General features: G+C 40.8%; 22 protein-coding genes and 2 pseudogenes. 7 read left to right on the forward strand and 17 right to left on the reverse strand.

Annotated elements, in window-relative coordinates; genetic code table 11:
- Window positions 1-1223: 1223 nt before the first annotated feature.
- Window positions 1224-2222, forward strand: a pseudogene (locus F6K64_RS38940) (acyltransferase domain-containing protein); the annotation flags it as partial.
- Window positions 2202-3377, forward strand: coding sequence for a thioesterase domain-containing protein (locus F6K64_RS38945; RefSeq protein ID WP_502708046.1), 1176 nt, complete (start codon window positions 2202-2204; stop codon window positions 3375-3377). The pseudogene F6K64_RS38940 and the gene F6K64_RS38945, both read left to right, overlap by 21 nt.
- A 202-nt stretch (window positions 3378-3579) precedes the next feature.
- Here the strand turns inward: F6K64_RS38945 and F6K64_RS18070 are convergent, their stop codons facing one another.
- The gene (locus F6K64_RS18070) at window positions 3580-4782 is read right to left on the reverse strand and encodes a glycosyltransferase family 4 protein (RefSeq protein ID WP_008188526.1); all 1203 of its coding nucleotides are present in this window, start codon (window positions 4780-4782) and stop codon (window positions 3580-3582) included.
- A 216-nt stretch (window positions 4783-4998) separates the two neighbouring features.
- Between F6K64_RS18070 and F6K64_RS18075 the strand changes: the two genes are divergently transcribed.
- From F6K64_RS18075 to F6K64_RS18085, 3 genes are read left to right on the forward strand one after another with little or no spacing between them, the layout of a single operon-like run.
- Window positions 4999-5121, forward strand: a complete 123-nt coding sequence (locus tag F6K64_RS18075) for a hypothetical protein (protein WP_008188527.1) — start codon at window positions 4999-5001, stop codon at window positions 5119-5121.
- A gap of 51 nt (window positions 5122-5172) precedes the next feature.
- Window positions 5173-6357, forward strand: a complete 1185-nt coding sequence (locus F6K64_RS18080; protein WP_008188528.1) for an AAA family ATPase — start codon at window positions 5173-5175, stop codon at window positions 6355-6357.
- Window positions 6357-6932 (forward strand): DUF4276 family protein, encoded by a 576-nt coding sequence (locus F6K64_RS18085; protein ID WP_008188529.1) that lies wholly within the window; start codon window positions 6357-6359, stop codon window positions 6930-6932. The genes F6K64_RS18080 and F6K64_RS18085 overlap by 1 nt, the downstream gene beginning before the upstream one ends.
- Before the next feature lie 81 nt (window positions 6933-7013).
- Here F6K64_RS18085 and F6K64_RS18090 read toward each other — a convergent pair whose 3' ends face one another.
- Together F6K64_RS18090 and F6K64_RS18095 are read right to left on the reverse strand one after the other, a co-directional pair.
- Window positions 7014-8048 (reverse strand): sulfotransferase family protein, encoded by a 1035-nt coding sequence (locus F6K64_RS18090; RefSeq protein WP_287265948.1) that lies wholly within the window; start codon window positions 8046-8048, stop codon window positions 7014-7016.
- Window positions 8049-8293: 245 nt separating this feature from the next.
- Window positions 8294-9694, reverse strand: coding sequence for a hypothetical protein (locus F6K64_RS18095; protein WP_287265949.1), 1401 nt, complete (start codon window positions 9692-9694; stop codon window positions 8294-8296).
- Between F6K64_RS18095 and F6K64_RS18100 the strand changes: the two genes are divergently transcribed.
- The gene (locus F6K64_RS18100; RefSeq protein ID WP_287265951.1) at window positions 9694-9891 is read left to right on the forward strand and encodes a hypothetical protein; all 198 of its coding nucleotides are present in this window, start codon (window positions 9694-9696) and stop codon (window positions 9889-9891) included. The two genes, F6K64_RS18095 and F6K64_RS18100, sit on opposite strands and share 1 nt — an antisense overlap.
- 116 nt (window positions 9892-10007) lie before the next feature.
- A complete protein-coding gene (locus F6K64_RS18105; protein WP_287265953.1) occupies window positions 10008-11114 on the forward strand; it encodes a glycosyltransferase in 1107 nt (368 codons plus the stop codon).
- Window positions 11115-11253: 139 nt separating this feature from the next.
- On the opposite strand, the gene F6K64_RS18110 is transcribed toward F6K64_RS18105, so the two are convergent.
- The 14 genes and pseudogenes from F6K64_RS18110 to F6K64_RS18175 form a co-directional block, all read right to left on the reverse strand.
- Window positions 11254-12327, reverse strand: a complete 1074-nt coding sequence (locus F6K64_RS18110; RefSeq protein ID WP_008188534.1) for a sulfite exporter TauE/SafE family protein — start codon at window positions 12325-12327, stop codon at window positions 11254-11256.
- 500 nt (window positions 12328-12827) lie between these two features.
- Window positions 12828-13133: a glutathione binding-like protein gene (locus tag F6K64_RS18115; protein WP_008188536.1), complete on the reverse strand. Its 306-nt coding sequence runs from the start codon at window positions 13131-13133 to the stop codon at window positions 12828-12830.
- Between the two features lie 99 nt (window positions 13134-13232).
- Window positions 13233-13313 (reverse strand): annotated as a pseudogene (locus F6K64_RS18120) (glutathione S-transferase family protein); the annotation flags it as partial.
- Window positions 13314-13612: 299 nt separating this feature from the next.
- Complete coding sequence (locus tag F6K64_RS18125; protein ID WP_008188537.1) at window positions 13613-14701, reverse strand: SGNH/GDSL hydrolase family protein; 1089 nt, start codon at window positions 14699-14701, stop codon at window positions 13613-13615.
- A 113-nt stretch (window positions 14702-14814) separates the two neighbouring features.
- Window positions 14815-15990, reverse strand: coding sequence for a cupin domain-containing protein (locus F6K64_RS18130; protein ID WP_008188538.1), 1176 nt, complete (start codon window positions 15988-15990; stop codon window positions 14815-14817).
- Complete coding sequence (locus tag F6K64_RS18135) at window positions 15987-16172, reverse strand: hypothetical protein (protein ID WP_008188539.1); 186 nt, start codon at window positions 16170-16172, stop codon at window positions 15987-15989. Before F6K64_RS18135 ends, F6K64_RS18130 begins: the two co-directional genes overlap by 4 nt.
- A gap of 167 nt (window positions 16173-16339) precedes the next feature.
- Entirely contained in the window at window positions 16340-16645 is a 306-nt protein-coding gene (locus F6K64_RS18140; protein ID WP_008188540.1) for an FAD-dependent monooxygenase, read from the reverse strand.
- A 93-nt stretch (window positions 16646-16738) separates the two neighbouring features.
- Complete coding sequence (locus F6K64_RS18145) at window positions 16739-18199, reverse strand: cupin domain-containing protein (protein ID WP_161603191.1); 1461 nt, start codon at window positions 18197-18199, stop codon at window positions 16739-16741.
- 129 nt (window positions 18200-18328) lie between these two features.
- On the reverse strand, window positions 18329-19531 hold the full coding sequence (locus tag F6K64_RS18150) for a 4-hydroxybenzoate 3-monooxygenase (RefSeq protein ID WP_287265954.1): 1203 nt from the start codon (window positions 19529-19531) through the stop codon (window positions 18329-18331).
- An 83-nt stretch (window positions 19532-19614) separates the two neighbouring features.
- Complete coding sequence (locus F6K64_RS18155; protein ID WP_287265955.1) at window positions 19615-21342, reverse strand: NAD(P)/FAD-dependent oxidoreductase; 1728 nt, start codon at window positions 21340-21342, stop codon at window positions 19615-19617.
- Window positions 21343-21410: 68 nt separating this feature from the next.
- Window positions 21411-24011 (reverse strand): condensation domain-containing protein, encoded by a 2601-nt coding sequence (locus tag F6K64_RS18160; protein ID WP_008188544.1) that lies wholly within the window; start codon window positions 24009-24011, stop codon window positions 21411-21413.
- Window positions 24012-24095: 84 nt separating this feature from the next.
- A complete protein-coding gene (locus F6K64_RS18165; protein ID WP_131827248.1) occupies window positions 24096-24350 on the reverse strand; it encodes an acyl carrier protein in 255 nt (84 codons plus the stop codon).
- A 49-nt stretch (window positions 24351-24399) separates the two neighbouring features.
- The gene (locus F6K64_RS18170; RefSeq protein ID WP_008188546.1) at window positions 24400-25938 is read right to left on the reverse strand and encodes a class I adenylate-forming enzyme family protein; all 1539 of its coding nucleotides are present in this window, start codon (window positions 25936-25938) and stop codon (window positions 24400-24402) included.
- A 39-nt stretch (window positions 25939-25977) separates the two neighbouring features.
- Window positions 25978-26583, reverse strand: coding sequence for a chorismate--pyruvate lyase family protein (locus F6K64_RS18175; protein ID WP_287265956.1), 606 nt, complete (start codon window positions 26581-26583; stop codon window positions 25978-25980).
- Window positions 26584-26610: the final 27 nt, after the last annotated feature.

The raw sequence follows: 26610 nt of genomic DNA on the forward strand, positions 1-26610 counted from the left end.
TTTATCAATCAAGTAGATTTCTAGGATAAGGCTAGGCCATGATTTGTCAAAACTCTGTTAGTTTGGCGCAGTTTGACAATGGACTATTACCTGCCATTACTGAGATAGTATTTATCAACAAACCCTTAAAACCATTAAGTATAATACGTTCCAGCGCGGTTGTTAATGTCAGACTTGATTTGATTGTAATACTGCTGGAACGCACTACCCGGAGCAGAGGGGATGTGACGCGCTTCACGCTGTGTCCCCTACAAATTTAGGATTTGTGTGATCAATAGTCTCTGAACTTTAGGCGGTCGTTGAAGCGGTTGTGCCAACTTGTCAAAACTGCCATAATCTGTTACCATTTCAGGATTTTTTAGGACGAATAACTTGACCATAGATGCAAGAATCACCATTAGTTTTCCAAACGGTTTAACGATGGCTTTGCTATTTAATCAGCCTTTCACACAGTATCTTAAAATCCCTGTCCAAATTCGATATTTTAACAAAAGTTAATGTTGTAAACAGCGGTCAATCAATTATCAATAAACTGCTACATATTGTAGTATCTCCCATTCAATCAACTCAACGGTGATCGACGTGGCACTGAGCGAGTTCATGGAAAAACCTCCAACAATTAAATTGAGCTGAAGCAACATCTGATTAGTGATCAGACTTGAGTGATCAGACTTGGGTAACAGGTTAATCAGACTTTGTGAAAAAACTGTGAACTCATCTATCCGGTAGAGTAAACAATTAGCTATTTTAAGGTAATAAACTACCTAGTGACGTAGATTTGATGATAAAAGTTCCAGGATTTATAGGAGTTACTAAATTTAGTTGGTTTTGGCTCGCTAACCCACCAAATATGGGGGGTAATACTCAAAAAATATACTAAGTTTGGTGTAGGAACGGGGGCAATGGGTAAGTCCTGATTGATCAAAAAAATCTCAAAAAAAATCTCAAACAGCGCGCTGAGTTGGCTTACAGTAAATCGTTTTACCCTGTTTTCAGGCTCAGTCTTGAAGAAATCCCAAAAAAAAGCTATACTGTATGAATTGAATAAGTAACGTTTGCTATATTAGTTTTGCTGTGAAATCTGAGCAATCATGGCTCCCGCAAGTAACCTAATCAGCAACTGGGAAATCAGGGATGTGTTAGAACCGAGTACTCGCCAACCCCAACAACTACCGAAACAATTACCGAAACAATTATTGATAAACGGCCAACAGCCCAAGCTTCAGCCGGTGGCATTTATGTTTCCAGGACAGGGAGCACAATATGTCAATATGGGGCTGGAACTAATCCATGAAATATCAACATTTCGTGATTTGATTGATCGATGCTCAGAACTCCTCAAACCCCATCTGGGTATTGACCTGCGCCATGTACTCTACCCAAAGCAGGAACAGACGAATCAGGCCACAGAGCAACTGAAACAGACTACTATTACCCAGCCAGCCATGTTTGTGATCGAGTACGCCCTAGCTCAGTTATGGATGTCTTGGGGAGTCAGTCCCCAAGCGATGATCGGTCACAGTATCGGTGAATATGTGGCAGCCTGTGTAGCTGGGGTCTTCTCCTTAGAGGATGCATTATCTCTGGTTGCCCTTCGAGGGCAGATGATGCAACAACTGCCTGGTGGTTCAATGCTTGCTGTTCCTTTACCAGAACAAGAGCTGCAATCCCTGCTGGGTCAGGAACTATCCTTAGCAGTGATTAACGGGCCATCCCAATCAGTGATTTCTGGTCCTACTGATGCGATCGCATTATTACAAAACCAATTGGATCAACAAGGGCTAGAGTACCGCAGGCTACATACCTCCCATGCCTTTCATTCCAAGATGATGGAACCGATCTTGGACTCCTTCACCAACCAGGTAAAACAGGTTAGTCTCAATCCCCCACAAATTCCCTACCTATCTAATGTTACTGGCACTTGGATTACAGCCGAGCAAGCAGTCAATCCAGGCTATTGGGCTCAGCATCTGCGGCAAACTGTGCGATTTTCTCAAGGTGTGCAACAGCTGTTGAAACAACCAGAGACGATCCTGCTAGAAGTAGGGCCTGGGCGAACCTTGAGCACATTAACTAAACGACACTCTCAGAAAGCGGTTGAGCAGCTGGTGCTAACGTCGGTACGTCATCCACGACAGGAGCAATCGGATCTAAGCTTCTTGCTCACTACCGTAGAACAGCTCAGGGAAGCAGGGGTATCAGTGGATTGGGATGGATGCTATGGTCAGACACCTGACCAGCAAGACATCCCAAGGCACAAAGGCCAAGAAGAGGATGCCCAAAAAGACAACAGTACTCTGGTAGCACCTGACCAACCTCAGCCAGACTCATCCAACACCTTTGTTGCTCCCCGAGATGACTTAGAACGTCAATTGACCAAAATTTGGGAAAACGTCTTAGGAATCAAATCTATCAGTGTTACAGATAACTTCTATGACCTAGGAGGAGACTCTCTCCTAGCCGTGCGCCTGTTTGCTGAGATTGAGAAGGTTTTCCAGAAAAAACTGCCCTTAGCTTCTCTGCTGATGGCTCCAACTGTAGCCCAATTAGTCAACCAGCTGCGCCAAGACCAAGGAGCAGCACCTTGGTCCTCAGTAGTATCAATTCAGCCCAATGGTTCCAAACCGCCTCTATTCTGTATTCATGGAGCCGGTGGTAATGTTCTCAGTTTTCGGGATTTGGCACATTATTTGGGTTCCGAGCAACCGTTTTATGGACTACAATCATTGGGTCTCGATGGCAAACAGACTCCCCTGACCACAGTTGAAGATATGGCTCGCTGCTACCTCCAGGAAATACGTAGTATTCAGCCCAAGGGTCCCTATTTTCTGTCAGGATACTGCTTTGGAAGTAAGATTGCTCTGGAAATTGCTCAGCTGCTCCGCTTAGACGGTGATACAGTGGCTTTGCTAGCTCTCCTTGAACCTAGCCCTCTTGAATTCTCCACAAGTGAAAAGCAACTTCCCTATAAGCGCAGCTATAGTGACCGATTAAAAGGACTGTTTCAGCGATTGATTCACAGAGGTTTTCAAGACGTAATCAAGCAGCAATTCCTAAAGCTTGTTTCTAAATTATATCAGTCCTTTGGGATTTCTTTACCGCAATCTCTCCAAATCATCAAAGTCCAAGAAGCTAACACCTTCGCTTCAAAAAACTATGTGGCCAAACGCTACTATCCAAACCCAGTAACAATGTTCTTGACCAGTGAGCGGATTGCCCAGTCTCCAGAACTCCAAAAAGGCTGGATAGATTTAGTTACTGGAAACCTGGAAATCCAGGAAATCTCTGGTAAGCACTTAGATGACCAACCAGGGAGTTTTCTCAAAGACCCCCATGTAGAGCTACTAGCTCAAAAAATTAGGGCTTGCATAGATTAGGTAATGGTTAGTTAATTGTTAATTTAAACCTAAGCATTAAGCCGTCAGCGATCAGCTGTCAGCCATCAGCCATTGGCCACGCTGCGCGAACAGCTTTATTCAAAAGCACCTCAAGTATCACCATCTGTAGTCCATAAGCTGAGAGCTGAGAGCTGATAGCTGAATGCTGAGAGCTGATACCTGATACCTGATACCTGAATGCTTACGAATTTATAACTTCCTGATATAGATTCAACATTTGTTCACCGATTATCTCCCATGACCAATTCTCTGAAACTATCACTCGTCCTTTTAGTCCCATAGATATGCGCTTTTCCCCATTAGTTGCTAACTGCAACAGTGCTTGATCTAAATCATTGATCACTTGGGATAGGTTATCGACAGGCACTTTAATTCCCCAGTCTTCTTGAACCATCAACGACGGTCCACCAATATCGAGACAAACCACAGGTCTACCAGAAGCCATTGCTTCCAACACCACCGTCGGCCAATGATCATGGAAGCTCGGATGCATTAACACGTCCACCTCTGCCATCCGTTGTAGCACCTGATCACGGGAAAGCTTCCCCCAAAAACGTACAGCATCACCGCATCCAAGGTCCTTGGCCAATTTCTGTAGCCTCTCCTTTTCAGGACCATCACCAATCAGCCAGTATTCACTAGTAGGTCGTTCACGATGGAACTGGGCAAAGGCACGGATGCCCAATGCAAACCCTTTCCAACCCAAAAATCTGCCGATACTAACCACTCGAAAGGGTTCGTCTTGGCGCTGGGGCAGTTGACCTAATCTTTCAATATCCTTTTGATTAAGACCAAAGGGAGGAAAAGCCTTAACTGGTAAATTGTCTGACCATTGGCTCGCTTCCCGAGATAGAATTAATTGGGCGCGAGAAGCAACAGACCACTGGGTAAAGCCACCTAGAAGATTCATCGACACCATCCGAATCCGTTCCATCATGGCCGATTGTAGGGATAATGTCTTCAAGAGTACCGAAGGAATTTTATCTTTAGCTCCACCATTCCAAATGAATGGTACATCTAGCCAGCCTATCCATGTTGGCAACCAGGAATTTTGATAAGTGACATGGTGAACTAAATCAAAGCCAATTTCGCTCTGGAGTTTTTTGGCCACAAAAAATGCTCTAATCTGCCAGGCGATATAGTACAAATAATGGGACAATCCTGAATTCCGAGACCCTTCAGACATTGCTACAAAGATAAAGGTGACATTGTCTAAAGGTGAATTAGCCAATTCCTGTTCAATCTGAGATTGATCAGTTATGTTAGTGAGCACCCAACACTTATGGCTATGGTCTTTAGCTATTTGTTTTACGACATTCCAACCTATACCATATTCAGACCCTCTTACTGGGGAACAGCCATAAGCAGAAATCAGGATATTCATGATTCTTTTTCCCTGATTAATTCAGCTGATAATTAGTTATATTTTAACAGTTAACAGACTTAGGCGTCTGACTAGGGAGTATGTTACCTTTGGAATTAGGTAAATTGATCCCCTCCGATCACAGGATAGACTATCCTGAAGCACTATAGAAACATCCAAGTGTGGGTCAGTGCTCACCAAAAACAGAGCTAGCCTTGAGAACTTGATTGGGCTGTAATGGCTGTATGGCAGACTTGGGAACAGTCAGCGGAGATTAATCTAGGGGTGGTGGCGGCGGAGTTGAAGGAAGTCGATCGAGATTTGGTAGAAATTGATGCTACGATCGAGGGAGTTTTGTGATTAGTTGGGGATAGATGCTCCTTAAATGTTTGTTTAGGTAAATTAAATAGTATGAAAATCCTTTCCATAAAAATCAAAAACTATCGTGTCTTTGAAAACCTTGAAATAAAAAATATTCCCGCATTTTTTGTGATCGTTGGTGCCAACGGTACCGGTAAATCAACCCTATTTGACATATTTGGTTTTATCCACGATGCTCTCAAAAATAATATTCGTCAAGCTCTCCAAGTTCGTGGCGGTTTCAATGAAGTTATTACCCGAGGGAAAGAGCAAGAAGATATCGAAATAGAACTGCAGTTCCGTATGAAAATTCTTGGAACTCAGCGCCTGGTCACCTATATTCTGATCATTGGACAGGAGAAGAGACGACCGTTCATAAAACGAGAAATTCTGCGTTATAAACGTGGCAAACAAGGTAAACCTTTTCATTTCCTAGACTTTCGAGAAGGAAAAGGATTCGCTATCATTAACGAAGAAAACTTTGAACAAGCTGACACAGAACTAGAAAGGGAAGAACAACAACTTGAATCCAGCGACATTTTAGCAATAAAAGGCTTAGGACAATTCCAACGCTTCAAAGCCGCCAGTGCCTTTCGTTCCCTGATCGAAAACTGGCATGTTTCCGACTTTCATATCAATGAAGCTAGAGGCAGCAAAGACGCACTCTATGCCGAACACCTCTCCCCCACAGGAGATAATATGGCATTAGTAGCCCAATACATCTATCAAGAACATCCCGAAATATTCGAGAAAATTCTCCAGCGAATGCAAGAGCGAGTCCCCGGCATTTCCAAAGTAGAAGCCAAAAACACCGAAGACGGCAGACTAATCCTAAAATTTCAAGATCAAGCCTTTAAAGACCCCTTTATCGATCGCTATGTTTCCGATGGCACCATGAAAATGTTTGCCTATTTAATATTGCTCTTCGATCCTAAGCCTCACCCCCTGCTCTGTGTCGAAGAACCCGAAAACCAACTTTACCCCAGCCTTTTACATGAACTCGCCGAAGAATTTGCCAGCTATGCCCATCGTGGTGGCCAGGTCTTTGTGTCTACCCACTCCCCTGACTTTTTAAATGCCGTTCCCCTGGAGAGCATCTTTTGGCTGACCAAAGAACATGGGATCACCAAATTTTCAAGGGCTAAAGATAATCCAACCCTTGTCAATCTAGTCGAAGCTGGAGACTTACCCGGCTATCTCTGGAATCAAGGCTGGTTTAAAGGAGTTGCCCCCTAATGAGTTACGACCTAATTTTTATGCTAGAAGAACCCTCCATGAAAAACGTTTTAGATCAACTACTACCCCAAATTATCCCCAATGAAATTACCTATATTTGTATTACCCACCAAGGCAAACAGGACTTATGGAAATCTATTCCCAAGAAAATTCAAGCCTTTCAATATAGTCCTGACACTAGATTCATTATCGTCCATGACCAAGACTCCCATGATTGCAAAAAACTAAAATCCGAACTATTAGAAATTTGTCAAACTGCCGGAAAATCCAAGAATGTGATGATTCGGATCATCTGCCATGAATTAGAATCCTGGTTCTTAGGAGACTTAGCCGCAGTCGAAAAAGCCTATAGAATGAAACCTGATAGCCTCAGTAAACAACAAAGTAAACAGAAATACCGTAACCCCGATCAGCTTGATTCTGCAAAACAAGAGCTTAAACGTTTAGTTAAGGAATATTATCCAGGAACCCATTCTAAAAAAATTGCACCTCATTTATCTTTAACTGACAATACATCCCACAGTTTTCAAGTCTTTATTAAAGGTATTAAACATCTCCTATCGGTATCACCATGACCAACAAAATCTATGCCTTTTGCCTTTTGCCTTTTGCCTTGTCAACATCCACGGTTTATGAGACTTATGCAAGAGGTCTATTTACAAGCGTCTGCGAATTGCTTCTACAATGTTTCGGGTTCGGTGAAGATTCATTAACAAGGCTAGGGTCAATTTTACCGGTAAAAATGCCCAGCTTAATGCTAACATCAAGGGGTTGGGTTTCATCGAAGCATAGGAGTAACCATGGTTGAGCATGTTAGTATAGGTTACTTGCTGGCAAATATGAATCTCTGTGACGGAAAGTCCGCCACGCCGCCATTTTCCAGTGGTATTGGGGTCAATCCCCCGACTTTTTGGTGTAATTTGCTTATGGGATGAGACACCACCTTCATTTTGAGGAACGTCCAACATTTGTGATTGGAACTCCAGACCCAGAAACTGGCACATCTGTTCCACAGTCTGCTCTGGATTTGTTACCAAATCTTCAAATCTCACCGTACGACATCGGGGATGATTGGCAAATTTTTCAGCAGCGTTAATCGAGGCATTCCAAAGTTTTGAGATGGTAAAGGGATGATAATTGCACCAAGACCGGAAGGCTTCTCGATAGGGAATATTCTTAGCACCCAGGAATTTGATTCGCCACTTATATTTTTGTGACAGCAGTACGTCTCGGGGGTCACGAACCATATTAATAATCCGGCTTTCGGGATAAAGTTCCAGGATTTCAGCGATGTATAAAACATTGCGCGGAGTTTGCTCACAAGGAATCTTCTTACCGTTTTTACCAGCTTTGTATTCCAGAAATACCTTAAAGACATCCCCAGAGGTGAGCTTTTGCTCCGGAAGCTGGGAAATAATTACTTTGGCTTCTTCACTAAAGTCACTGGGATCCCCTGGACGCAAAACATCACTATGCTGAATTGATAGGAGACGAGCCGCTAGCTGTTCTGCTTCTGCCTGAGTCAGGTAAGAGTCCCGATGCTCCTCGGACCATAACTGCCCAAAAAAATGGAGTTCCTCAAAGGTGAAAACCTCTGAATTTAATCCCAATATTAGACCCATCAGAGTAGTTCCACTACGGGAGTTTCCCACTACAAATATCTGTTCCACTCTTGGTTGATGATCAATCATGATGGGCTGATGGGGTAATAGGGTGATAAGGGAATTGCCAACAGTATGATGATAAGTATATCAGCACTAAGGATTCACCATAGCAAAAAAATGCTTGTCTTTTTTTGATACTGTTCTCTTTTGCATTTTGCCTTTTTCCTTAAAAAGTGGTGCGTTACGGGGCTACTGGCTACAAAGTTGAATATGATGGTAATGCCGCCCCTAACGCACCCTACTCCTTTTGCCTGTTCCCTATTCCCTGTTCCCTATTCTCTATTTCCTTGTTGAACAGACCAGGAATTAACTACCAATCCAGCCAGTAACCAAAAATAAAAACTAAAGGGTCGTAGTTTAAATGTCCGTTCCACAAAGGTGTAAAAGAAAGAAACAATAATTATAGTACAAACCATCACCCCAAGGGATTTGTATTCCAGGGATGAAGAGGATTTAATCAGAGATTGAGAGGTTTGGTAAAGCCGTAGCAATATTAGCCAGAAAATCCCCAAACCAACAATTCCAAAATATCCCAGGAATGCAAACCAGTAGGCATCTTCTAGGAGTTCTACATGCCAGGATAAATGCCGTTGTTCATCTGGGGATAGAATCACAGAATTTTCTATTCCTCTTTGTAAGGCACCAGGCTCTGGACCAAAGCCAAACCAGCCTCCTGAATTCATCAAACCATTAACAATAGTCTTGGCTGCCCAACCCCGCTGAGCTTCTAAGTTGTGTTGCCAGTAATCTGGAGAAAAAATCGAGAAGAAATAGGAAGTCAGATCAGGTATTTCACCGTCTTCAGACACTGAAGCGGCTGATGTTTGAAGATTGAGTAATGGGGAAATTAATACTACACTTATCAAAAGTGCTGTAGCAAACCAGAGGATGAGGGCAGTATCTCTTTTTCGTTTGAGATGAACTAAGACTAGAATAGGAATTAGTAAAGATATCATCAGTCCAGCTCGCTTTTTGGAAGCAAAGTTAGCGAAATAGAGCACTAAAATACTAGCGGAGTCTTTGAAGGTGGGAATAATATGACTAGAGTTGGTGTAGACATGACTAATAAATACTGAAATTGCTAACATCAGGAATCCTGACAAGATGGCACTGTCGCCAAAGGTGCCAATGCTGGCATTTTTGGCAGCCATTGTGCCGGAGTGGATGACTTGCCTGGTGAATAGTTTTTGACTGATGCTGGCGGGTAAGAAGTATTGGATGGAGGCTATACCTGCCTGGATTAAACTGGCTATTCTAATACTTTTTAATAATAGGGCAAGCTGTTCGATAGAAATGTCAATATTAACGACAGTATAGTAAACTGAGATATACCGAAAGTTAGTGCGTAAATTTTTTATGCTCCCTGCAATTCCAGCATGGTTAACCACAATGGAAATAATGCTACCAATGAAAAAGGCAATAATTAGGATATCTAGGGGAGTTTTTCGTATACCTTTACCAGAATATAGCCGCAGGTAAATTACCCTTACCATTAGGATATAAAGGATAATTTCGGGAACAAAACGGATTAATGCTATTAACGGTGATGGTAAGGGCAGCCAGTTAAGAACAAAGTCTTCAAAAGGTTGGTAGATGGTAAGGGTTAAAATTATAGCAAATGGTAGTTGCCCTGTTTGCATCGCCCATCTATACCAGGCAATTATTTTGTTCATTGTTGGGAGTTGAAAGTAGGGAGTCGGGAGTAGGGAGTCGGGAGTCGGGAGTCGGGAGTCGGGAGTCGGGAGTCGGGAGTCGGGAGTGGAAAGTGGAAAATTTTCTAAATGCCTGTTCCTTTATGATTTTATTCAGTGGTATTGTAACTAAGTTAGAAATTATGCCTACATCTAAGCTACAGCGGTTTTCATATTAGTGGAGTACACACACGGATTTTTTGCCTGTTCCCTATTCCCTATTCCCTATTCCCTATTCCCTATTCCCTATTCCCTATTCCCTATTCCCTGTTCCCTGTTTCCGGTGCTATAAGCTATGTCTGTTGCTTTAATTGCCCATTACCTTGGTCCTCGCTTAGGCATTGGGCAGTATCTAAATCGATTACTACCACCTCTAGTTGAGGAACTGATCAGCCGAGGCACTAAGGTGAAAATCTTGGCTTCTCCGAATGCGTTTGAGAATACCCCTACCCTACAGGAGTTGGCAGATAGTGTTAATATCCTACCACCGCTGGATTACTCCCCAGCTAAGCGGTATGGTTGGGTGGCGACTCGCTTGAATGGGTATTGTGCTCAAGCAGGAGTAGAGGCTCTTGTCTGGCTATCTAACCCGATCGTTCTGCCGTGGCATCCACCTACTATTGCAGTGCTTCATGATGTGAATGAATGGAAAGCGGCTAATAAGTATGGCGATCGCATAAAAACGGCTTTGCGATCGCTAATTTACCTGGATGCCTCGATTCGTTTTGCCCAGGAGATTATCGTGGTCAGCAAAGCTACCGAGAATGACCTGCTACACTTTCGTCCTAACCGAAGGATTCGACAGAAGGTGAAAACTATTCCGAATGGAGTAGACTCAGCCTTAGCTAAGTTACCGACCGTATCAATTCCTGCTCCCAGTGGACCATTCTTGTTATCGGTAGGTCGCATCGACCCAGCGGCTAAGCGTTTACCGGAAGCTGTGGCATTAACAACTCAACTCAGAGAGCTTAGTGGTGAACCTTGGGAATTGCATTTAGTGGGAGGGATGAATACTTCCACCCAAGCTAGCGGTGAAGCGTTCCTCAAGTCAATTGAGAGCTTGCCTTGGGTTCAGTATCATGGCCACATAAGCGATCGCATTCTGGCTCAATGGTATCGAGAGGCAACAGCGGTAGTGTTTCTATCTGACCGGGAGGGATTTGGACTACCGATTGCCGAAGCGGCATCATTTGGTCGCTTTGTGGTGGTATCTCAAGGGAATCAAGCTGGTTTGGAAGCGGGGGGGTCTGCCATCATTACCGTTGACCCTGATCAGCCCAGGGAGGCAGCCGAGAAGGTAATGGGTGGCTTGAAAGAAAAACAATTAGCTGAGATTAGTAGTAATTTGCCGAAGTGGGAAACAGCAGCAATGGCTTATGCTGATGCCATTAATGAACTATAGTGCAGGGGGCTGCTGAAATCTCTTACCCTGCTCCCGGTTGTACCGTTTTGTCAAAGGGGAACCTCAAGTGGGAGGACACACGATTGTGTTTACTCCCACTGATGCTTCACTTTTAATGATAAAACCTAGAATCACTCAATTAAGCGCGTCTCAGTTTTGTGCGATACATCAGATAATAAAATGAAGTAAATAAAATCAGGGCAAACAATCCAGCCGAAACTACGGATGTCGTGAGCGGAATCAACAGTAAAGAAGTCAGCAATTCAATTACAATTAAACTAATCAAAATCCCAACCACCATTTGGCGTTCCATAAGACTACAAAGAATTGCTCCGGTTGGCGCACCCACTACCACAACCGGAACCGCTGCTAACCAATAATTACTGACGGGAGTGACAAAATCCCCCAGGATAAAGTTATGAATTAAAAAGCCTGTGACGGCATTAATTGCCATCAAAATCACTGAAGTTGGAGTGCTAACTTTCTCACACAAACCAAACAGTAACACCATTACAGAGTAGGCAAAAACATCCATTCCACTCCCAACTAACCCACTAATCATACCGCCCATTACTCCGACGACTAGAGATAAAATTTTTTCTCGTTTACCCCAGTGTTCAATCGTAAAATTACGTTCAGTCTTAGTTAAATTTAATTGAATTAAAATGAGGGCAAAACTGCTCACCATCATTGTAAATGAAATTTTTATGACTTCGGGAGGAAGTAAAGGAGCCAGAAAAGCTGTTCCCATAAAAATACCTGGAATTCCCCCTAAACTCACCCAACGAATTAACTTCCATTCTACTGGAGTTTTCATAGCAACAATCGTAAAAGATGCGGCACTCATTCCAATACTTTGAATGGCTAAAGAAAAGAGTTTTGCATCGGGGGGAGAGACGTGAAGCCACTTTGTTAAAGCTGGAAAAGCAACTGCGCCTCCTCCCATACTTGTCGCTCCTGCAACCATGGAACCAAAGACCATTGTGAAGGCAAATTCCCAATGTTCAATCAGCTTATAAATAGCTCGACTGGGTTCAAGAATAATCAGCCAGCTTGTCCAAACTGTGAGTACACACAATAGACTATAACGAATAGAACGTTGGGATAAAATAAACTGAAACAATGAATACATAAAATTTAAAAGATTGAATATTATTTGATTGATATGGAAAATAATTTTAGAAGCTTTTTGATTTCGGTTTTGGTAAAACATAATTACTATTGTTTAGCTTTATGATTATCAAAAAATGACATGAGAGAGATTTAAAGCATCATCAAAATATGATAATTTAATCAACAAACAAACTATTGAGTTAAGTTTCATCAGTTGTAACAAAAAATCTAATCAGTTGAGCATCAGAAAGTGAAGGGTTTTTGATCTTTGATAAATAGTGTTTTTAAATAGTCGAGTTCAACTACCATCAATAAGGGCAGAGCTGTTTCATTTTCAGGAATAAATTTACAGGTCAATCGGTTGAAAGGGAGCTGGGGTGCTGGAGAGAGAGTATTTTTAGTAAGAAAAATATCCCTATCTCCCTACCCGTGAAATTTTAGTCGAACTATGAAACAGCCCTGCCTCAATAAGGGGGATCTGAAGGGAGTAAAAGTAAAAATCTAGAGAGAGATAAGAAAGATGTCTGGAATCAGAAAATTGCAGAATGCATAATATTTATGTTGAAATAGCACCAGACATCTCTATCTATTGTGATGAACTTAGAAAGGAAGAGGCCCAGGAACTTGAATTCCTTTCTGAACCGCAGGACGTTCTGCAATTTGATCATGCCATGGGATTAAGCTGGAAAACTGATCGAAGCTAAATCCCATACGTTTAGCAGTATAAATCCAACCCCAATGGGCAATATCTACAATGGAGTATTCATCACCGCAGAGATATTTTTGCTGCTTCAAACGTTGTTCAAGGACACCATACAGCCTTTCAGTTTCTTTGGTATAGCGTTCAATTGCGTAAGGGATTTTTTCGGGAGCAAACAAGGCAAAGTGTGCTCGTTGTCCGAACATTGGCCCAATAGAAGCCGCTTGGAAAAAGAGCCATTGAATTGCTTCCCAACGACCTTGAGTTGATTGCGGTACTAACCGTCCAGTTTTATCTGCAAGATAGAGTAAAATTGCACAGGATTCAAATACCGTTTGTCCAGTTTCTTGATCTACAATTACTGGAACTTTAGCATTAGGATTGAGTGCAACAAATTCTTATTTAAATTGTTCTCCTTCATAGACATTTATATGCTTTACAGTGTAAGAAAGTTCAAGTTCTTCCAAACAAATAGAAATTTTGTGACCGTTTGGGGTATTGTGTGTGTACAGTTCAATCATTGAAGACTCTTGGGTTGATTAGTGAAATGTTCAGTGAACTTGAGAGGAAATCATCAAGATTTAATTGTTTTAAAATAATTAAATCTTGCTTGATTTGTTTTAATTTTTTATACTCTCAATATCTTTATATTACTACAATTAATTGTAGCTTAATTCCGGATGATTTATCTTGTTTTTTTTGATAAATTATTACTCACAAATAATAATGCCAATACAATCACTAATCCGGAATTAAAAATTGAAGGTTCAGGTACAGATTGAAGGGGATATTCTTGAGTCGCTTTGACAATACTCAGCACTTCAGAAACCTCAGAAAGAGATTTCTGAGCCTGATTTGCAAATAAATTATGAGAACGAACAGTAGGATGAATGGGATTCCAGAATACAAATTCATCAGGATTGGTTGCATTCGTATCTAAAAAAGCCTCTGTGACATTAGAAAAGCCAAAGTTAGCTGGATTTTCTATAGCTTGATTCAGGGCTGAATACATATCAACCTGAATAATATTGATGTCTGAATTTTGTTCAACTTCTTCTAAAGCTATTTGCAACGCCGCATTATGATCTCGGGTAGCTTGTGCCAGTCTTTGCTGAACTTCAGGAGAACCATTAACAGCAAGGGGAATTGCACCTAAATCAAAAATATTAGGTATCATAATATTTTTTGCCCCTGCATCGGCTAACTTATCAATTGTTGTTAATAAGTTGGTAATGGGTGTATCAACTTCCGTTAAACTTAAACCCACATAATCATTACCTCCTCCCCAAACCATATAAAGTGCATCGGGATCGGCAACGGGATTTTCGGCGACAAAATCATCAATTTGTGTTTGGATTCCCGGTAAAGGCAGTAGGTTATCGGGTAAAACATCTGTTCTCGGATTGAGAACATTATCGGTTCCTGTCGTTGCACCTCCATGGGCGACATTATTTTCAGGATTGATCTCTAAACCCAACTCAGGGATTAAAGTTTCAATCCAAATTATCCCATTGGTAAAACGTCCTTCAAAATTTGGAAATTCTGGAAAAATACCGTTAGTCAGTTCAAACAAATTCCCATCATCAGAAAAACTATCTCCAAAAACATAAACATCGCTAAAAAGTTTGCCGGGAAGATAACCCTGATATTGACCAACTGTTAGGTAATGATCAATGGGACTCTTGGCTGTACCATTTGCGATCGCATCAGCCACTTCTGGATATTGAGAAAGATAAAAATCCTCATCAAAGATTTGATCGATAGTGATGCTCATCAAAAATTTATCCTTGTCCTAGTTGATTTATCAATTTAAGTCCTAGAGCGGGATTTTTACCCACTCCAGTTTTGAGTTTTTAATATTGAAAAAGTCTGACGCTAAACTTCTGTTTATACCGTTTTATAATACTTTTTTTTAGATGAATTAAACATGAAATGACGTTCTACATTCCATTGATTTGAATTACGATTTTTGAGCATTAAGCCTGCACCTATTGCACCAAAAGCTAACAAACCAATAGGGAAAGAAGACTCAGGTATTGATATTGTGCTAATAATAGCCTGGTCTGCTAGCAGACCAATAAAAGCTCCACCCGTAGGATTTTTTAAGAATAAGTCAATGGTGTTAATGTCATCAGGTAGGGGAATATCTATACTTTGAAAACTCTGGCCAATACCAAACTCAATGGGGATTTCAGTTCCAGTGCCTAGAAAAATGCTACCACCAACGATATCCTCAACAGCACCAGTGCGGATTACGTCTACTGTTGCTACAGAAGACCCTTTCTCAGTGAAGAATTGATTACCGGCAAACTCTAGTGAGCTAGGAAATATAAGCCCGTTTGCTGGGGCAGCTTCCAAAAGTTCTTCAGGATTTACAGGAGGTTGATTAAATGGATCTGTTACGGGCTGACCGACTTCCCGGAAAAAGTCTTCAACTCCTGTAGGTTCATAATAAATGAGTAGCCTCGCCAAATCTGATGTCTGATTTCGGAAGGCGTGCTTGCCATTTTGGGGGCCAAAAATAAGCGTTTCAGATGGTGTCAGTGCTGTTTGGTCTTCTAATTGAAACTCTAAAGTACCATCCAGCATGAAAAACCACTCAGCTTCATCTTCATGGAAGTGTAATGGAGTACCACCGCCAGGGACAACAACGACATCTAATAGTGTGTACTGTTCATCAGTGGTCTCGCCTGTTTCGACAAAGGAAATTCGTCCACCTGCGACCCATGCAGTTTCTAAATCTTGGTAGAATAAAGATGTCGATGATGTATCATCTAACCCGGCTAAATAATCAGTGATAGGCGTGGGAATGGGGCCATTCAAAAAATCAGAGATATCAATCGAGCTAGATGTTACTGTTGAGGAATCCTGTTGTCCATGCTGATGGAAATCAAAACCAAAGTGAGCTTCTGCGGGAAAACTAATTCCCAAAGTTAATAGAAATGAGCTAGCGACGTAAAATGCGGTAGACTTAGTTTTGAGATTCATGGGTATACCTACTAAAAATTTTGACAATGTAATGGTCTGAAATTCCCTGATCTTCCAAGGAATTTCAAAAATCATACAATACCAACGTAGTTCCGGGCAACATTTTTAGCAAAAGTTAATGAAGTTGTCAGTTGAGAGAGTTTGGATTCACTTAACTTGCGTCGAAAACGCACATCTTCTAAATATTCTCCTTCTGGTGAGTGCAGCATGGTTAACAAGCTGTAAGAGAATTCTTGAGCACGCCAGATGTAGGGCAAGCGAATTTCGGAGTACTGCTCAAGATAAGAAATATCATTGTTTTCGAGATAAGCTGTTGAGCATTTAGATTGGGATACCTAAATTGCTCAAAGGGAACAGGTAACAGGGAATAGGGAACAGTAAAACAACCATTTAAATGCGCAACAGCTTAGTAGCTAATCAATGTTTATGCTAGGACTACTGCATCTTGCACCGCTAAATTTAAGCCTTTTCCACCCATTGGGGTAATAATATGAGCCGTATCTCCTACTAATAATAATCGCTGATAACCCATGGGTTCCATCACATAATTTCGCAGCTCCATAATATGCTTTTGAAAGATTTCACCTTCATTTAATGGGCATCTTTTTTTAGCAAGCCGCTGGTGTAAATTACTCCAGATGCGTTCATCTGAGCAATCTTCTAAAGTATCGGTGCTGGGAAATGGAAACCCTGGTTTATCTTGCTCATCTTTGGAAAACACACGACTCATGCTTGTCTATTTATTGTGGGGAAATTTAAAATATTTAATTCCCCCTAAATTTCCAAGATAAATGTTTGTTATAATGGTCTCAGGAAACCTTGATCAAATTAATTTGACTCGAAAATTAATATTCTCATTTAATGATTTACGATTTTTATTCAACAGAGCGCCTGCACTGCAAGCCATGAGTAGTAAACCGGAAATCAAAGAAGGCTCAGGAATATTTACATTCTCTTCATCATTTGTAACACCAAATGTTTTAACAAAGTTTTCTAATTTATACGGATTATCAGCCGTAAATAGTAGAGTGCGAGCGGACAATTGTCCCAAGTTACTAAAACTGTACTTGCTTCCTTCTGGCAAGTAAATAAAGGTATTCGGATCAGCACTAAAAGATTGATCGGCAACATTAATAGTTAGCTCTCCATCCAACGTGTAGAGTGCTAAATCAGTTGGAGCTATTAATAATTCTTCAAGCCCTGAGTTTTGTTCGGGAATAAATACATCGAATAATGAGAGCAGTCCTTCCGTTTGATTCACGTTAGCAACCTGTGTATAATTACTTCCACCTAACCAAAAAGAATTCGGATTCGGATCAGGGAGTAACAGAGGAAAATCATCCGGAGAATACCCATCAATTAAGGTGTAAGTATTATCCTCACCCAAGGTTAAAAGGGCTTTATTTTGTAGGAGTGCAATACTGGTATCAATCGGATCAACTAAGGTCAGTTCAAAGTTCTGATTTTCTGCACCTTCAATACCCGTAATCTCTACGTTCTGAATTCGTTCTCCATCCCCAAAGGTAACAGGAATTTCAGCAACAGTTGAGTCATCTTCAGGATTACTAACAATCAGTGTCGCACTCGCTTCTCCATCAGCTTCACCCGGACGAATAACCACAAGTTCAGGATCACCCTCTTGGGTAATTCCAAATTGAGGGGGAGTAATGAGTAATGAGTCAGGTGCCACCACCCCAAAATCGCTCAACAGTTGGAAGCCACCCTCTATCAATTCAGGGGTTGGAAGTTGAGGAAAAGGTGGATTATCAGAGGTTCCCGGTTGACCCAGCCCTTCAAATAGGCCATCAATTCCAGCTGGGATTACAAACTCTATGTGACGGGCAGGTTGTTCACCTGCATTAACAAAAGCGTGGAGAACATCTTTCGGTTTAGAAATGAAGGTTCCAGGTGTCGCCGTAAAGAGTTGATCTTCCAGTTGATACGTGATTTCTCCATCAAGAACGTAGACAAACTCATCTTCAAGGGTGTGATAGTGAGGGAGTGGCCCACCCGGTAAGGTAGTGAAATCAAAGACTGCTAATTGCCCATCAGTATTGTCACCGATTTCAACAAACTCTGCGTTGTCACTGAATAGCCAAAACCCTGGACGATCTACATCAGGTAATACAACTGGAGTGTCACCATCTGCTGTGATTTCAAGAGTATTTGAAGCTTCAGTAGCATTGGTCGGAATGGTAAAAGAAGAAACATTTGAAGAATCCTGTTGTTCATGCTGATGGAAATCCCAACTAAAGTGAGCTTCTGCGGGAAAACTGATTCCCAAAGTTAAGAGAAATGAGCTAGCGACGTGAAATACGGTAGACTTAGTATTAGGATGCATGGGTATACCTAACTAAAAATTTTGACAATGTAATAGTCTGAAATTCCCTGCTCTCCCAAGGAATTTAAAAAATTATACAATACCAACGTAGTTTCGGGCAAAATTTTTAGCAAAAGTTAATGAAGTTGTCAATTGAGAAAGTTTGGATTCACTTAATTTGCGTCGGAAACGCACATCTTCTAAATCTTCTCCTTCCGGTGAGTGCAGCATGGTTAACAAGCTGTAAGAGAATTCTTGAGCACGCCAGATGTAGGGCAAGCGAATTTTGGAGTACCGCTCAAGATAAGAAATATCATGGTTTTCGAGGTAGTAGCTAATCAGTGTTTCTGCTAAAACTCCCGCATCTTGCACCGCTAAATTTAAGCCTTTTCCACCCATTGGGGTAATAATATGAGCCGCATCTCCTGCTAATAATAATCGCTGATAACCCATGGGTTCCATCACATAATTTCGCAGCTCCATAATACGCTTTTGAAAGATTTCACCTTCATTTAATGGGCATCCTTCTTTAGCAAGCCGCTGGTGTAAATTAGCCCAGATGCGTTCATCTGACCAATCTTCTAAAGTATCGGTGCTGGGAATTTGAAGGTAATAGCGAGAAATCTTGCTATTGCGAAGCATATGAGCCGCAAAACCATCTGGATGTACACCATAAAGAGTATGCTGAGCCGAAGGGGGAGCGTAGGCTAAAATGGCTAACCAGCGATAGTTATATTGTTTGCTGTAAATGTCTACAGCTTCAGAGGGAACAGATTGACGAGCTAAGCCATGATAACCATCACATCCAGCTACAAAATCCGCTTGAATCGTTACAGTTGTTTGATTATCTAAATCAGAACATACAACTTCGACTTTGTCATCACTTTGAATAATCTTTTTGCCTTCATGATGAAAGAGTAAATTACCGCCATCCTTGATATATTTTTCAATCAAATCATCGTTGAGATCGCTTTGAGGATAAACATAATGAACATCTCCTCCACTTAAGTTTCCATATTCAAAATTTAGGCTTTTATCGGGATAGCGAAATTCACAAGAACCGTGAGTATAAGCCTTTTTGAGCAGGGTATTCGCCAGGTCATTTTTTCTGAGGATTTCAACCGTTGTACTTTCTATAACTCCGGCTCTTCCTCTGGCATAAATTTCTTCACGATTGTATTTATCAATGATAATACAGTCTATCCCATTTCTCAGCAAAATACTTCCGAGCACAATACCAGCAGGGCCAGAACCGAGAATACAGACCGATGTTTTTAACTGTGTATAAGTTTCCATAGTAAACTCCTGATATGTGTCATTTTTGCTTGAGCAATAATGTGAGTTAAATACCCACATTATTGCTCAGTTTAAGTGAATCATTAAACCGTCACAAGTTGCTTGACAACTGAAGGAAAATGAATTTTTTTTCGTAGCTGTTGAGTCATTGGATGTAAGTCACGGGGTTGAGTTATGGGGCGGAATAATCCATCCTTTTCCCATCGGTGTTCATTGAGGCTAATTGCCCAAGCATTTAACCAGGCAGACTCCGGAAAATCAGCTAATTTTTCAGGCATTGTATCTTCAAGTGCCATGCGAAAAATAACCTGGGCAAGTTCCTCAAACATTTCTAAACTAGCAATATGATCATCGATGAGTTGCTGCTCAGTTTTATTGGATTGTAAATTACGCGATCGCAATTGCTTGATGAAATCCATTTCTAAGTAATCAAGATACTCATAAGTTCCCCGATTTTGCGAGAGTTCTGCCCAGTCTATAAACAACTTTTGCATCCGGTGAGCTAACAAAAAGAATTGACCTGAACCTTGACGAATTTTTGCCCGTTTTTCAGAGTCAAGGAAAATCGAATTAAACATCAGAGGCGCACTAAATGCCCAGCCGGATAAGGTATCCCAAATCACCTTAATGGCCATGACCAAATCTTGATCAAAGCAGGAGTAAACTTTGTGAATATTATCTTTTACCCCTTCGGAATAGGTGAGTAAAAAGCGATTTGCTTCCGCCACTATTTCTGAAGTTAACTTGCCTTGCAAATCCGCTTCAATCATCTGAGTGACGAGAGAATTTCCAAATCCAATTAGGTCAGTGCCAGGAGAATAGAATGGATCGGGAAATACCCCAGCTTCACCAACACAAGCCCAACGATTATTTGAGAAAACTTGCTTAGAGGAATAGCTATAGTGAGGCATCTTCATAAATTTTTGAGTTGAAATCCCTTGAAGATGATTAGCTAAAGTAGGTTCATAGGTTTGGAGCCAATTAAATGCTTTTTCCTCAGTGTTATGTTCTCCGAAAGGATGAACCGTTTCATCAGTGACAATCCCAATACTGGTATAGTTACCGGGGAGCGGAATCATCCAAATCCAGTAGCCTTTTCCACACAAGTGATTAGTTGAATAATATCGTTGATTTCCAGGGACACGCTCATGCCAGTTTTGGTTACTTTTGGGAACAAAATCACTGACATCCACCCGTTCATTGACCCAGAACCAAACCGCACTATGTTTAGAACTATTCCGTTGAGCTAAACCCAGTTTTTTCTGCAAAAATCGACGACGACCCATCGCATCAATAACCCATTTAGCTTTAATAATATTTTTTTGCTTCGTGTCATCTTGAGTGTAAACAATTTCATGGAATTCTTGATTATTTTTAGATAGTATAATATCAATAATCTTACAATTTTCTAAAGATTCAATTCCTGCTTCGATGTTTAAGTTTCGCAGATCATTTTCAAACTTACCTCGGTCAATTTGATAAGAGGAAGGGGAATGAAATTTAGAGAGTCCGAGTTCAGGACGTTCTTCAAATTTACCTTGAGCATCACCTAAGAAGAAACGGAGTCCCAACTTTGGCATATGATTCAGTTTAAAATAATTATCGCTAAACTGAAGTATTTCAGCAAGATAATAGGAACCGACTTCAACCGTTGATTCTCCAACTTTAAAAGCACCTTCAGGTAGAGGTCGAGCCAAACGGTCGAAGACAATAATAGAAAGATCAGGCATTGTTAACTTCAACTGTCTAGCTAAAGTTGAACCCGCTAAACCACCACCGCAAATTGCTACATCATAAGTCATTGTATTCATTATAAAATCTCCTGCTGTATTGAGAGTAAACCTGATTTTAGTTAACATTAATTCAAAGAAAAATGAGACTAACCTAAGCAAGCCTTTAAAGTCTCAGCTAAGACCTGTACATTCGGTTGATCAAAAATTGAATAATGGTCTCCCGGTACATCGTAAATTTCTAATTTGTCGCTTGCTAAATTACCCCAGCCCTGTTCAGGGTCACGAGTTTCCCAATCTGCTTGATTCGGTAAATAAAACTTATTGAATTTAGCAGGTTTTTTAGCCCGAAACATGGTAATTTTACCGGAATAAACCTGTGGTGAATAAGCCCACTTTGCCTGCATATTCGCCTCAGCTACGATAGCACGACTGAGATGATGAGGTAAAGGTTTTCCTAAACCTAGATAAAGCTTGCAAAGGATGGCTTGCAGTTGGCGTTTAGTAACGTCTTTGAGTTCCTCAAATAGTGACTTGGATAGTCCCAATTGGGATAAGTATTTGAAGTAGTGTTGGTTTCGGAATACAAGGCGAGGAAAAGCACTTTTATTGAAAGTGTCAAACATCACCAGCAATGCCACCTTTTCTCCTTGCTGTTGAAGTTGTTGTGCGGTCTCAAAAGCAATCGTACCTCCCATAGAGTTTCCTCCGATAAAATAGGGGCCATGGGCTTGAACACTGCGAATTTCTTTAAGATAATTAGCCGCCATTGCTTCGATTGTAAAGTCAGGCATTTGTTTGCCATCTAACCCTTTAGCTTGCAATCCATAAAACGGTTGCTCTGAACCTATAGATTTGGCTAATTCTCGTAAGTTCAACACATTTCCTTGTTGTCCATGAATGCAGAAGAAAGGCGGTTTAGAACCACGAGGTTGAAGTGGAACTAATGAAGACCAAGGGAGAGAAGATTCGTTTTCAGCAAGAATTTCGGCCAGTTGTTCAATGGTTGGAGATTTTAGTAGTGTTACCAAGGGTAAAGTTTTACCAAAGGTTTGTTCAATTTGAGTAAACAAACTCATCGCCATTAAGGACTGTCCACCTAAATCAAAGAAGTTATCTCGAATTCCAATGGATTCAATTCCTAATACTTTACTCCATAATTGAACGAGTTTGAGTTGAGTTGAATTGCGGGGTGCAATATAAGCAGGTTTAGACGAATTCCTGGATGGTTTGAATGTAGATTGATTGGCTCGTTTCTCCTCTAATTGTTGCTGTTCAGTTGCGCTTAAAGGGAGTACATCCAAGATAGACTGCTCTGGATTGATTAAAATGTTTTCCAGAATAGTACGATAATTCTCCTGCATTTGAGCAATGGTTGCTTCCTCAAATAAATCAGCATTGTATTTGAATATAGCAGCCAAAGTATCACCTTCTTGAATCAGATAGAGATAGAGATAAAAATCCGCTGTTCCGCTATCAAGATTGAATGTTTCGACATTTAAACCTGGTAATTTTAAGGTATGAATTGTTGTATTTTGCAGTGCAAACATCACCTTAGATATAGGGGTTTGCAGTAAATTTAGAGCGTTAATAATTTCTTGAATGGGTAAATCTTGATAAGCGTAACCTCCGGAGACAACCTGACGAACTTGACTCAAACACTCCCGAAAAGTTTGGTTTACTTTAAACTGTGTCCGTAGAATCAGTAAATTCGCAAAGTAACCGATTAATCCCTTTGTTTCTTTCCGACTCCGATTCGCAATTGGACTACACACAAAAAAATCGTCTTGGTCAGTGTAGCGATATAATAGCACCTTAAATGCAGCTAATAACGTTGCAAATAACGTTGCTCCTTCTTTTCGACTGAAGCTTTTAAGTTGAGTCGTGAGTTCAACAGAAAGTAACTGTTTATTGTAGGCACTAGAATGGGTAGGATTAGTCGGATAAGGATGGTCAGTTGGCAGCTTTAAAGCTTGTAAATTATTGCCAAGTTGTTGCTTCCAATAGTTTAGCAAAGTCTCTTTAAACTCACCTTGAATACATTGACGTTGCCAAACAGAAAAGTCCGCATACTGCACTGGAAGTTCTGGGAGGGGTGAAGATTGACCGAGAGAAAATGCTTCGTAGAGTGTTGCTAACTCCTGAAATAAAACTCCTTTTGACCAGGCATCGACGATAATATGGTGAACATTCAGTAACAGAAAATAATCCTGTTCATCAAGTTTAAAAAGTCTTCCTCGAAACAGAGGCAGTTGAGTCAATTCAATCGGTTGCTCAATATCTACCTTCACTAATTCCATTACCTTCTTTTCCCGTTGTTTTTGAGGGAAGCTCTGTACATTAATTACAGATAAACTAAAGGAGAAAGAGGAGTGAATGACTTGAGTGGGTTGACCTTCAACTAAGGTAAAAATCGTTCGCAAAGCCTCGTGACGTTGAATAAGTTCATTCAGACTTTGCTCTAAAGCCAATGGATTGAGTGAGCCGGAAATGCGAAACCCAAACGGCATATTATAAGCAGCAGCTTTTCTTGGTTCCAACTGTTGTAAAAACCATAACCGCTCTTGAGGAAAAGAGAGAGGAAGTGGATTTTCTCGGGAAACAGAGACTAAGGGTGGAGCTTGATTTTGTAAGCTAATGACCGTTCTAATTGCTTCCCATAGCTCCTTTTTAGCAGCCACTGATTGAGTTGAATTATTGGCAACTGGAGAAGTTTTATGTTGTTTTTTGTTCAATGTTTCGAGTGACATATCAGAGCCTAGATACTGTCCAGAGAGTTGGTGAGGAAGCGGCTGGAGTAAAAAATACTCGCAGCCTAGATAGATTTTAAAAATTTAACAACTTTTTTTTTCTTCAATCATCTCCACAATTGTTGAGATATTTTGAAAGTTATCAAAACTAATCTCACTCACATCTAACTGAATTTCAAAAGTCTCTTGCAAGTTAGAAATTAGAGTCATCGTGTTAATCGAATCTAGACCCAAGTTGAAGATATCTACATCGTATTGCAAATCTTCTAGGGTCACATCGGGTATAACTTCCAAAACTAACCCTTGAACTTGTTCTTGAATTGTTGTAGTTGTCATCATGGTGTTAGGCTCCTTAAAATTTCAGTATTTGGACTGTGATGATATCGGTTTAAACTAATTCCTTTCTCATAATTTTTCCGAGTGGACTTTTGGGAATTTCTGGGCGGAATTCAATGATTTTTGGAACTTTAAACTCCGCTAGACGCTGCTTACAAAATGAAAGAATCTCTTGATACTCACAATTTTTTAGACCTTTTTTGACAATTACAGCTTTAACCAACTCGCCAGCATAAGACCCTTTTACACCGACAACAACAGCTTCTTTAACGTGAGGATGATTCATCAAAATATCCTCTACTTCTATCGGGTCAACTTTGCGACCTCCGGTATCAATGAGCAGCTTCTTGCGACCGGTAATATACACTCGACCCCACTCATCTTTTTTCCCTAAATCACCTGTATAGAAACATCCCTCCTTAAAGGCTTGTTGATTCAGTTCTGGCTGATTAATATAACCTTGGGTTAGAGAACGACTTTTTATCACAACTTCTCCACTCATTCCCATGGGTTGTTCATTCCCACTTTCATTAACAATTTTGAGTTCAACATTATTGAGCGGAAACCCAACAGAGTGATAAATTTTGTTGATGTCTTCCTCTAAATTAATTGCCACAGAGCCAGCCTCAGTACAGCCATAAAGCTGTCGAATAGGAATCCTAAATCGCTGCCAAAACTTATCGAAAATGTCTTTGGACAAGAAGTTTCCGGCTGAAAAGCATAATCTCAAACTAGATAGGTTCACCGAGGTTTTTGTTCGAGTTTCTGCTAAAGCCTTGAAGATATAAGGCACTGCTGGAAAGATTGTAATCTTCTCCGTTTCAATCAGTTCAAAAACTCGCGGACACCGGAAGACAAAGGGAACCTCAACAGGTGTACCATCCTTTTGCAAAACCTGTTCTAAAATAACTAAGGTTGCACCATTACAAGTTGCTGCGAGGAGACAATTTCCTAACCCATGGGCATGATACATCGGAACTGCACAAAGAATCTTGTCTGAGGGCTGAATTTGGGTGGTTTCTGCGAAGTTTTTAACCTCATGGTAAAGACTCGCTTGGGTGCGTGCAATTCGTTTTGGTTTCCCCGTTGATCCGGATGAATATTGATACAGAAGCTCAGAAGAAAGAGCGTTTTCTGAATACTCTTGATGTTGAGATTTTCCTGGCAGAATTAGATGGTAGAGATAGTGGCTTCCCGGATAAACACCATCCACAACAATTAACTCAATTTTTCGGTCAATATTTGCAATAATATCCTGAAAAATTTTGGCACGCTTGAGGTCAGTAATTACTGCTTTTGCCTTGCTATCACTGAGACAATAACTCAGTTCTTCGGCTTTGAATAAATGATTGAGGGGCAGAACAATTCCCTGTAACTGAGCAACAGCATAGAAGCTATAAACAAACTCAGGACAGTTGGGTAAAACAAAAGCGACACAATCACCTTGACCAATTTCTAGAGAACTTAATCCCTCACTTAATCCTTGAACTTTGGAGTCAAGTTGCTCATAGCTAATTCGGGACTCATTATAGACAAGTGCTGTATGTTTTGGAAAGGAATGGGCAGCTTCTTTCAACCGTTTAATAATCATACTTTTACCTCTATTATGGGACCTTATCAACCGATACTATTAGAGCTTTCGCCTAAAATTATTTTCCGGAAACTTTTCTGTAATCATCATAGTGTACTGATGATTGGAGATGACGCAGTAGGTTCTATACAGGAGATTTTCTTCGGGTTCAATCTGGAAATAATCTGCTAAATCACCTGCATGTTCTTTGCCAAGTTCGACATTTTCTTTGAAGATTTCCACTTTGTTCTCGACCCAGAGTTTACCAATGGGAGTTTTGGTCTGTAACAGTTGGGTTCGCATTTTTTCATTCAGTCTGTCGAGAACTAAAATTGAATCGGCATAGACATAGTTGCGGTCACTCATCTTACCTTGAAGTAGCACTTTGCGAGCGATGACTTCTGTGCCTTTTTTGAGGTTCATCGGCAGGATGTCTTCTTTGATTGTAATCTTGTCTTCAAACAGCTTTTTGATTTTGATTGCTTCCCCCGAGTAGGCTTCAATCATATCCGTAACAGTGCCGTTTGTCGTCAGCAATATTCGCTGAAATGGGCTGAGTAATACAGGTTCGATGTAATTCCGCTTTCGCGGAAAGTGTTGGGAAAAAATTGGCCTTAAGACTAGGGTTTGAGCGTTCATTTCCATTATTTCTCTAGAATTGGGCAAAAAGATCTGTTTGATGAGATATTGTGA

Source organism: Moorena sp. SIO3A2 (genome assembly GCF_010672265.1).
GTDB lineage: Bacteria > Cyanobacteriota > Cyanobacteriia > Cyanobacteriales > Coleofasciculaceae > Moorena > Moorena producens.